Source organism: Amycolatopsis sp. NPDC006125 (assembly GCF_040614195.1).
GTDB classification, from domain to species: Bacteria; Actinomycetota; Actinomycetes; order Mycobacteriales; family Pseudonocardiaceae; genus Amycolatopsis_E; species Amycolatopsis_E tucumanensis.
In genome coordinates, this window is record NZ_JBEXTZ010000173.1 from 1 (window position 1) to 9,422 (window position 9,422).

A 9,422-nucleotide genomic window follows, 5' to 3' on the forward strand; every position below is an offset into this window, starting at 1 on the left:
GACACCGCGTCAAGGCGGGAAAGCGTGCCTTGACCCGGTGGCTCGGCAACCGATTTGGCTGGGGATCGGGTTGCGGGAGGGGAGTGGTTCGGGGGGTTTTGGCTTTCGTTGCCGGGTGGCGGTTGGGCCTTGGGGTTAGTTGAGGGTGGCGTGGGTTGGTTGTAGGGCGTCGATTGTTCGCACGCCCAGTAGCTGCATCGTTCGCACGATTTCCTGGCGCAGGATGTCCACGCAGCGCTGGACTCCCCGTTCGCCGCCTGCCATGAGGCCGTACAGGTACGCCCGGCCGATCAGGCACATCGACGCGCCCCTCGCCATCGCGGCCACGATGTCGCCGCCGGACAGGATTCCGGTGTCCACCCACACTTCGGCGTCGCCGCCGACGGCGTCCAGCGTGGGCGTCAGGAGTTCCAGCGGGGTCGGCGCTCGATCGAGCTGGCGGCCGCCGTGGTTGGACAGCACCACCGCGTCCGCGCCGTGCTTCACCACGTCCCGTGCGTCGTCCGGGTTCTGGATTCCCTTGACGACCAGCTTGCCCTTCCAGGTTTCCCGCACCCACGCCAGGTCGTCGAAGCTGAGCGTCGGGTCGAAGAGGGCGTTGATCAGCTCCGCGACGGTGCCGTCCCACGAACCGAACGACGCGAACTCCAGCGGCTCCGTCGTGAGCAGGTTGAACCACCACGCCGGGTGCGTCGCGCCGTCGAGGAACGTGCGCAGCGTCAGTGTCGGCGGGATGGTCAGGCCGTTGCGCACGTCCCGCATCCGCGCGCCGGCCACCGGGGTGTCCACCGTCAGCAACAGCGTGTCGTAACCGCTTTCCTCCGCGCGCCGCATCAGCTCCGCGCCCGCCGCGTGGTCGCGCCACACGTAGAGCTGGAACCACTTCCGCGCGTGCGGGGCGGCCTTCGCGACGTCCTCGATCGAGGTCGTCCCCATCGTCGACAACGCGTACGGGATGCGTTCCCGCTGCGCCACCCGGACCACCGCGCGTTCGCCCTCGTGGTGCATCATCCGCGTGAAACCGGTCGGCGCGAACGCGAACGGCAACGCCGACCGCTCACCGAGCACCTCGACACTCGTGTCCACATCGGACACCCCGCGCAGCACGTTGGGGTGGAACTCCACACTGCGGAACGCCTGCCGGGCGCGGCGCAGGCTGTCTTCGAGCTCCGCGGCGCCATCGGTGTAGTCGAACACCGCCCGCGGTGTGCGCCTGCGCGCGATGGTGCGCAGGTCGGCGATCGTGTGGGCGTTCGACAGGCGGCGGTCGGTCGGGTTGAGCTTCACCGGTTTCGGTCGCAGGATCTGCTGCAACTCACTGGGCCTCGGCAAGCGACGTCGCGTCATAGATACATCATCGGGGATGACGACGTGCGAAGGCCACCCGCGCGAAGCACGCGGGTGGCCTTCGAAAAACCGCGGATCAGGCGTTTCCGGCGTCGGTGAGCTGCGGGCCCGCCGCCGACACGTCGTGGATCCGGTACTTCCGGGCGGCCTCGACCACCTTCTCCTGCGCGACCTCACCGCGCTTGGCGAGCGCGGCCAGCGTGGCGACCGTGATCGACTCGGCGTCGACCAGGAAGTGCCGCCGCGCCGCCGGACGCGTGTCGGAGAAGCCGAACCCATCGGTGCCCAGGGTGAGCATGTCGGTCGGCACCCACGGGCGGATCAGGTCCGGCACCGCGCGCATCCAGTCCGACACCGCCACGACCGGGCCGGTCGCGCCGGACAGCGCCTGCGTCACGTACGGCACGCGCGGCGAGTCGCCCGGGTGCAGCAGGTTGTCCCGGTCGATCTCCACCGCCTCGCGGCGCAGCTCCGACCACGACGTCGCCGACCACACGGCCGCGCGCACGCCCCACTCCTCGGCCAGCATCGTCTGCGCCTTGAGCGCGTCCGGCATCGTCACGCCAGACACCAGGATCTGCGCCTCCGGACCGTCGCCCGACGGCGCCTCCGCGTACCGGTACAGGCCCTTGAGCAGACCCTCGACGTCGAGGTTCTCCGGCTCGGCCGGCTGCCGGTACGGCTCGTTGTAGACCGTCATGTAGTAGAAGACGTTCTCGCCGTTGCCCTCCGGGCCGCCCTCGCCGTACATGCGGCGCAGGCCGTCCTTGACGATGTGGGCGATCTCGAACGACCACGCCGGGTCGTACGCCACCACAGCCGGGTTGGTGTGCGCCAGCAGCAGCGAATGCCCGTCGGCGTGCTGCAGGCCCTCACCGGTCAGCGTGGTGCGGCCCGCGGTGGCGCCCAGCACGAACCCGCGCGCCATCTGGTCCGCGGCCGCGTACAGGCCGTCGCCGGTGCGCTGGAACCCGAACATCGAGTAGAAGATGTAGATCGGGATCATCGGCTCGCCGTGCGTGGCGTAGGACGTGCCCACCGCCGTGAACGACGACGTCGACCCGGCCTCGTTGATGCCCTCGTGCAGCAGCTGGCCGTGCTCGGACTCCTTGTACGCCAGCATCAGGTTGGCGTCCACCGACGTGTAGGTCTGCCCGTGCGGGTTGTAGATCTTCGCCGTCGGGAACATCGAGTCCAGGCCGAACGTGCGGGCCTCGTCCGGGATGATCGGCACGATCCGGTGGCCGATCTCGGCGTCCTTGGCCAGCTCGCGCACCAGCCGCACGAACGCCATCGTGGTGGCGACCTCCTGCTTGCCGGAGCCCTTCCGGATGGCCTCGTACACCTTGTCACCCGGCAGCACCAGCGGCTTGGCCCGGTTGCGCCGCTCCGGCACGAACCCGCCGAGGGTCTTGCGGCGGCCCACCATGTACTCGATCTCGGGCGAGTTCGCGCCCGGGTGGTAGTACGGCGGCAGCTTCGGGTCGCGCTCCAGCTCCTCGTCGCTGATCGGGATGCGCTGCGCGTCCCGGAACAGCTTCAGGTCGTCCAGCGTGAGCTTCTTCATCTGGTGCGTGGCGTTGCGGCCCTCGAACGCCGGGCCGAGGCCGTAGCCCTTGATGGTGTGGGCCAGGATCACCGTCGGCTGACCGTGGTGCTCCATCGCCGCCTTGTACGCCGCGTACACCTTGCGGTAGTCGTGACCACCGCGCTTGAGGTTCCAGATGTCGGCGTCGCTCAGGTCCTTGACCAGGTCCTTCGTGCGCGGGTCGCGGCCGAAGAAGTGCTCGCGGACGTAGGCGCCGTCGTTGGCCTTGTACGTCTGGAAGTCGCCGTCCGGCGTGACGTTCATCAGGTTGACCAGCGCGCCGTCGCGGTCGGCGTGCAGCAGCGAGTCCCACTCGCGGCCCCAGATGACCTTGATCACGTTCCAGCCCGCGCCGCGGAAGTACGCCTCGAGCTCCTGGATGATCTTGCCGTTGCCGCGCACCGGGCCGTCGAGCCGCTGCAGGTTGCAGTTGATGACGAAGGTCAGGTTGTCCAGGCCCTCGCCGGCGGCCACGTGGATGAGGCCCCGCGACTCCGGCTCGTCCATCTCGCCGTCGCCGAGGAACGCCCACACGTGCTGGTCGGAGGTGTCCTTGATGCCGCGGTCGCGCAGGTACCGGTTGAACCGGGCCTGGTAGATCGCGTTCATCGGGCCGAGGCCCATGGACACGGTCGGGTACTCCCAGAAGCCGGGCATCAGCCGCGGGTGCGGGTACGACGGCAGGCCGCCGCCCTCGCCGGCGTGCGACAGCTCCTGGCGGAAGCCGTCGAGCTGCTGCTCGTTGAGACGGCCCTCCAGGTAGGCGCGGGCGTAGATGCCCGGGGAGGCGTGACCCTGGATGAAGACGTGGTCACCGCCGCCGGAGTGGTCCTTGCCCCGGAAGAAGTGGTTGAAGCCGACCTCGTAGAGCGCCGCCGACGACGCGTACGTGGAGATGTGGCCGCCGACACTGACGCCGGGGCGCTGGGCGCGGTGCACCATGATCGCCGCGTTCCAGCGGATGTAGGCCCGGTAGCGGCGCTCGATCTCCTCGTCGCCGGGGAACCACGGCTCGTTCTCCGTGGGGATGGTGTTGACGTAGTCCGTCGCGGTCAGCGGCGGGACACCGACGTTGCGCTCGCGGGCGCGCTCCAGGATCCGCAGCATCAGGTAGCGAGCCCGCTGCTGGCCGCCCCGGGCGAGTGCCTCGTCGAACGAGTCCAGCCACTCGGCTGTCTCCTCGGGGTCGATGTCGGGCAGGTGGGCCGCCAATCCGTCACGGATGACGCGGACCCGGGCCGGGGCCCGATCGGTGCTGGCGCCGGTGCCTGCGGCCTGGTCGTTCTGGGGGGCCAAGGGATCTCCTCGCCGGTTGTCACTTCGCGTTCGGGGCACGGGTGCCTCAGTTCGGCCGTGCCCTCTCTGTCATGGTCGTCTAGTCCGGGCTTCCCGTCATCGCTACTGAGCGGTAACGTTCACCTATGTCCGCGCGCGCACGCGCGCGCGTTATGCCCACCCTAGGCCAGGTGTGCCCGGACGGGTGCCGCCGAGGGTCGTTTTGCGGTCGCGAACACGTCCCCCGGGGCCCTACGCTGCGCTACGAGTTGACAGAGATCCGGTGTGGACGGTTGCGCCGGAGGCTCCGGGCGTGTTCGCTACACCCATCCGTATGTCGAGTGGGCGGCGCCGTGCCGCCCGCGTCGTGAGTTGGAGGAGTGACAGCAGTGGTCGCCGCTGGAGACGCTGAGTACAGCAGCGTCGCCGAGAGGCTTGGCATCAAGCCGGACATGGTTGTTCAGGAGATCGGGTGGGACGAGGACGTCGACGACGACCTGCGTGCCGCGATCGAAGAACATATCGGCGGCGATCTCCTCGACGAGGACGCCGACGAGGTCATCGACGTGGTTCTGCTGTGGTGGCGGGAGGACGACGGGGACCTGGTCGACGCGATCATGGACGCCCGGTCGCCCCTCGACGAGAACGGCATCATCTGGGTCCTGACGCCCAAGACCGGGCAGCCGGGGCACGTGGAGCCGAGTGAGATCGCCGAGGCGGTGCCCACCGTCGGGCTCGCGCAGACCTCCAACATCAGCGTCGGCCCGAACTGGGCCGGGACCAAGCTGGTGCCGCCGAAGTCGAAGTCGAAGCAGCGCTGAGCGGCCGCACGCTAAGGTGAGCGTGCGGCAAGTGCAACGTTGGCGATGCGAAAGGTGCTTCGATGGCGGTCGAGGTCGGTTCAGCAGCTCCGGATTTCACCCTGAACGACTACAACAAGCAGCCGGTCACGCTGTCGTCGTTCCAGGGCGACAAGGCGGTCCTGCTGGTCTTCTACCCGTTCGCGTTCAGCGGGATCTGCCAGGGCGAGCTCTGCCAGCTGCGCGACGAGTTCGCCGAGTACGACGGCCAGGGCGTGCAGGTGCTCGGTGTGTCGGTGGACACACCCTTCTCGCTCAAGGCGTGGGCCGAGCAGCAGGGCTACCAGTTCCCGCTGCTGTCGGACTTCTGGCCGCACGGTGAGGTCGCCAAGCTCTACGGCGTGTTCAACGAGGGCGCCGGGCTGGCCAACCGGGGCACCTTCCTGATCGACAAGGGCGGCGTGGTGCGCTACGCCGAGGTCAACCAGCCGGGCGAGCCGCGCGACCAGCTCGCCTGGAAGCGAGCGGTGGCCGAGCTGCCCGAATGATGCTCGCACCGGCGGTGCCCCCGGGTTGGGCGCCGCTGGTCCGGGGTGCATAGCTCAGCGGAAGAGCACCTCCCTTACAAGGAGGGGGTCGCAGGTTCGAACCCTGCTGCGCCCACCGTTTTCGGTGGCCGGTGGCCGGTAGCCGGTAGCCGGTAGCTGCCTTTTCTGGCGTTCTGTCTCGTTGTGGGGCAGGCACCGGATGGCTTGGCCCACCCACACGGGTCCTTTGGCGAAGCGGCGCCGGACGGGCGCACCCGTTGCTCCGGCCGGCGGTGTTCCCCGGGCGGGGTTCTTCTGCCACCGTCATCGGGTGCCGCCGGAGCCCGATCCGTTCAACCCCCGCCCGGCGCGGAGCGCGATGCTCGCCGCGATCGGGTGGACTGTGCTGGTCGCCTTCCAGGTGATCGTCTGGGGCATCCTCTCCGACTGGGAGCTGTGGATGCGGATCACGCTCCCCGCACTCAACGCCGCGATCGCCGGCTACTGGTGGCTTCGATTCGTCCGCCTGCGCCGCGAGTGAGCCGAACGCCATGGCCCGCGCGGCGACCCAGCCGAGCATCGTTCGGCCCAGGAACAAGGTGATCACGACGATGGCGCCAAGGGCGACGACCCCCAGCGTTCTCTTGATCAACAGTCGCCTGGGGAGCGGCGCCGGACGGGCGCACCCGTTGCTCCGTCCGGCCGCGACCCGGCTGAGCGTCGTCCGGTCCGGTAACGGTCACCGGAAATTGGAGTGCGCCTCCAGCCCGGCGCCGGGCAGGCTGCCGTCGTGGAACGTGACTTCATCTCGCGCCTCGCGCATTCCGACCATCCCATCGCGGCGCCCCTCGGGGACGCCGCGGTGAGCGCCCTGCTGGAGCGGGCCCTGCCGCGTGGCGACGAGCGCCTCCTCGACCTCGGGTGCGGTGGCGGCGAGTGGCTGCTGCGCGCCTTGGCGCTGGCGCCCGGGGCCACGGCGGAAGGCGTGGACGTCTCCGAGCCTGCCCTCGACCACGCTCGCCGGGAGGCCGAGCGCCGCGGTCTCGCCGGGCGGCTCACGCTCCACCAGTCCGACGCCGCCGGCTTCGTCCCCGAACAGCCGGCCGACGTCGTCTTCTGCGTCGGCGCCACCCACGCCTTCGGCGGCCTCCTGCCGGCCCTCGCGGCGGCCCGGAAGGTCCTCGCGCCCGGTGGGCGCGCCGTCGTCGGCGAGGGGTACTGGGAGCGCGAGCCGAGCGCGGCCGCTGTCGAGGCCCTCGGTGACCTCGCGGACCTCCCCACCACGGTCGACACGATCACCGCCGACGGCTGGGTGCCCCTCTACGGTCACCTCAGCACCCGCCACGAGCTGGACGACTACGAGTGGAACTGGACCGGCTCACTCGCCGCCCGCAGCCTCGGCCAGCCCGACCTTCTCGCCATCGCCGCCGCGCACCGGGACGGGTGGCTGCGCGGCTACCGGGACTGCTTCGGCTTCGCCACACTCCTGCTCGCGCCCCTCAACTGACCGGCCCCTTTCCCGGGATCCGCGGCGCTGGTAGTTGTTGCCAGGGCTGGGCATCACGTTGTGGGAGGTCGACGATGACTACCTCGAGGCGGGATTTTCTGCGCGCGGCAGCGCTCGTGGGGGCGACGGCGGTGGCGGCTCCGGCGCCGGCGAGCGCGGGCCAGGGCGGTGCGGCACCGGGCGGGCCGGGCACTGACACCACGTTCACCCCGGCGGACAAGCTCGGGTTCGGCACCGCCCGCTCGGCGAGCCCCGTCTGGTTCACCCTGCAGGACGGGCGGCTCTCCGAGGTCTACCACCCAGACCTGAGCACCCCGGCGAGCCGGGAGACGCAGATCGTCGTCACCGACGGCGAGTCCTTTGTGGAGCGTGTGTCGGACGTCGGGCACCGCACGGAGCTGCCCGACGCGGAGGTGCCCGCGTACCGGCAGACCGCGCGCGGCACCGGCTGGACGCTCACCACCCGGTACGTCACCGACCCGGACCGCGACTCCGTGCTGATCGACGTGGAGTTCCGGTCGCGGCGGCCGTTGCACGTGTACCTGCTGCACGATCCGGCACTGGGCGGCGAGGGCACGGCCGATCGCGCCTTCCCGCAGGCCGGCGCGCTGGTGGCGTCCGACGGTTCCACCGCCAGCGCCATCCTCGCCCGCGGCGGGTTCAGCGAGTCGACGGTCGGCTACGCGGGCGTCAACGACGGCTGGACCCAGCTGGTGGCCGGCCGGGGACGGCTGGACCGGCACTACGCGACCGCTGGGCCGGGCAACGTCATCCAGCTGGGGCGGTTGCGACTCGACGGCACGTCCCGGACGCGTGAGCTGGTCGCGCTGGGTTTCGGGGCGGACGGTGGCGCCGCGGTGCGCGCGGCGCGGGGTTCGCTGGGCCGCGGGTTCGACTCCGCCGCGTCGGCGTACGCCGCGGGGTGGCGGCAGTACCTGCAGAGCCTGCCCGCCGCACCCGAGGGCGCGGACCGGCGGATCTACGCGACGTCCGTGGTGGCACTGGCGTGCAGCGAGGACAAGCGGAACCCGGGCGCGTTCATCGCGTCGCCGTCGATGCCGTGGGCGTTCGGGTTCGACCGGGCGGTGGCGCCGGAGTACGGGTCCTACCACCTGGTGTGGCCGCGGGACCTGTACCAGATCGCGACGGGCCTGCTCGCCGCCGGTGACCGCGCCGCCGCCGAGCGGTCGCTGGACTACCTGTTGCGGATCCAGCAGCCGGACGGGCACTGGCCGCAGAACACCAAGGTGTCGGGGGAGCCGTTCTGGACGTCGATCCAGCTCGACGAGACCGCGGCGCCGATGCTGCTGGCGTGGCTGCTCGACCGGGACGATCCAGCCACAATGGACAGTCTGGAGCGTGGTGGTGATTTCCTGTTGTCGTACTCTAAGGACGGGTACCCGTCGCCGTACACCGAGCAGGAGCGGTGGGAGGAGCAGAGCGGGTACTCGCCGTCGACGATCGCGTCGGTGATCGCGGGCTTGGTGTGCCTGGCGGACCTGATGCGCCGCGCCGGTCGCGATCCCGCTCGTTTCCTGGAGGCGGCGGACCGCTGGCACGCGGCGGTCGACGGCTGGACGGTCACGCGGAACGGGCCGCACGCACCGCGCCCGTACTTCGTGCGCCTCACCAAGGACGGCGACCCGAACGCCGGGACCACCTACAACCTGGGCAACAACAACCCGGACCCGGCCGACCAGCGAGCGGTCGTAGACGCCGGTTTCCTGGAACTGGTGCGGCTCGGGATGCGGCAGCCGCACGACCCGGTGGTGGTGAACTCACTGGCCGTGGTCGACGAGCAGATCTCGACGGTGACCCCGGCGGGCAGGCACTGGCACCGGTACTCGGGAGACGGATACGGCGAACAAGCCGACGGCGGCCCGTGGAACGTGAACAGGGCAGACGTTTTGCGCACGTACGGCCGGCTGTGGCCGATCTTCGCCGGCGAGCGAGGGGAGTACGAGCTGCTGGCCGGCGACCGGGCAGCAGCGGCGGGACGGTTGCGGGACATCGCGGCCTGCGCCGGTGCGACGGGCTTGCTACCGGAGCAGGTGTGGGACGTGAACCCGCCCTACCCAGCGGTGCGGCCGGGAACACCAACCGCCTCGGCAACGCCCCTGGCCTGGACACACGCCCAGTACCTGCGGCTGGCATGGTCAGTGGCGAAGGGACGCCCAGTGGAGTACCCGACGGTGGTGGCAGAGCGATACCTGACGCACTAACAAACAACAAACCGCCACCCGGCAACGAAAGCAGCCGACTACCCCAACCAGACCTCCCCCGCCCCCGATCCACAGCCGATCTTTAGTCGCCGACCAGGCTTGTCAAGGCACGCTTTCCCGCCTTGACAAGCCTGCTCGGCGACTGAAACACAATCA

7 protein-coding genes and 1 tRNA gene are annotated in these 9,422 nt (G+C 70.3%); 6 read left to right on the forward strand and 2 right to left on the reverse strand.

The window, feature by feature from the left end; genetic code table 11:
* Positions 1-135: 135 nt before the first annotated feature.
* Together ABZ193_RS42185 and aceE are read right to left on the reverse strand one after the other, a co-directional pair.
* On the reverse strand, positions 136-1,347 hold the full coding sequence (locus ABZ193_RS42185; RefSeq protein ID WP_237340262.1) for an alpha-hydroxy acid oxidase: 1,212 nt from the start codon (positions 1,345-1,347) through the stop codon (positions 136-138).
* A gap of 76 nt (positions 1,348-1,423) precedes the next feature.
* Entirely contained in the window at positions 1,424-4,231 is a 2,808-nt protein-coding gene (aceE, locus tag ABZ193_RS42190; protein ID WP_354714390.1) for a pyruvate dehydrogenase (acetyl-transferring), homodimeric type, read from the reverse strand.
* 368 nt (positions 4,232-4,599) lie between these two features.
* Here aceE and ABZ193_RS42195 point away from each other — a divergent pair, with 368 nt between their 5' ends.
* The 6 genes from ABZ193_RS42195 to ABZ193_RS42220 all read left to right on the forward strand — a co-directional run bounded on the left by ABZ193_RS42195 (position 4,600) and on the right by ABZ193_RS42220 (position 9,266).
* The gene (locus tag ABZ193_RS42195; protein ID WP_017984111.1) at positions 4,600-5,031 is read left to right on the forward strand and encodes a DUF3052 domain-containing protein; all 432 of its coding nucleotides are present in this window, start codon (positions 4,600-4,602) and stop codon (positions 5,029-5,031) included.
* 62 nt (positions 5,032-5,093) lie between these two features.
* Positions 5,094-5,558: a peroxiredoxin gene (locus ABZ193_RS42200; protein WP_020422489.1), complete on the forward strand. Its 465-nt coding sequence runs from the start codon at positions 5,094-5,096 to the stop codon at positions 5,556-5,558.
* 43 nt (positions 5,559-5,601) lie between these two features.
* A tRNA-Val gene (locus ABZ193_RS42205) sits at positions 5,602-5,673 on the forward strand.
* A 195-nt stretch (positions 5,674-5,868) separates the two neighbouring features.
* The gene (locus tag ABZ193_RS42210; protein ID WP_237340260.1) at positions 5,869-6,078 is read left to right on the forward strand and encodes a hypothetical protein; all 210 of its coding nucleotides are present in this window, start codon (positions 5,869-5,871) and stop codon (positions 6,076-6,078) included.
* Between the two features lie 249 nt (positions 6,079-6,327).
* Complete coding sequence (locus ABZ193_RS42215; protein ID WP_354714392.1) at positions 6,328-7,044, forward strand: class I SAM-dependent methyltransferase; 717 nt, start codon at positions 6,328-6,330, stop codon at positions 7,042-7,044.
* A gap of 74 nt (positions 7,045-7,118) precedes the next feature.
* Entirely contained in the window at positions 7,119-9,266 is a 2,148-nt protein-coding gene (locus ABZ193_RS42220; RefSeq protein ID WP_354714394.1) for a glycoside hydrolase family 15 protein, read from the forward strand.
* Positions 9,267-9,422 lie beyond the last annotated feature (156 nt).

Excerpts from the sequence above, each read along its gene's own strand:
- ABZ193_RS42185 (WP_237340262.1), bottom strand. The coding sequence starts at position 1,347 with ATGACGCGACGTCGCTTGCCGAGGCCCAGTGAGTTGCAGCAGATCCTG.
- ABZ193_RS42200 (WP_020422489.1), top strand. The coding sequence starts at position 5,094 with ATGGCGGTCGAGGTCGGTTCAGCAGCTCCGGATTTCACCCTGAACGAC.
- ABZ193_RS42220 (WP_354714394.1), top strand. The coding sequence starts at position 7,119 with ATGACTACCTCGAGGCGGGATTTTCTGCGCGCGGCAGCGCTCGTGGGG.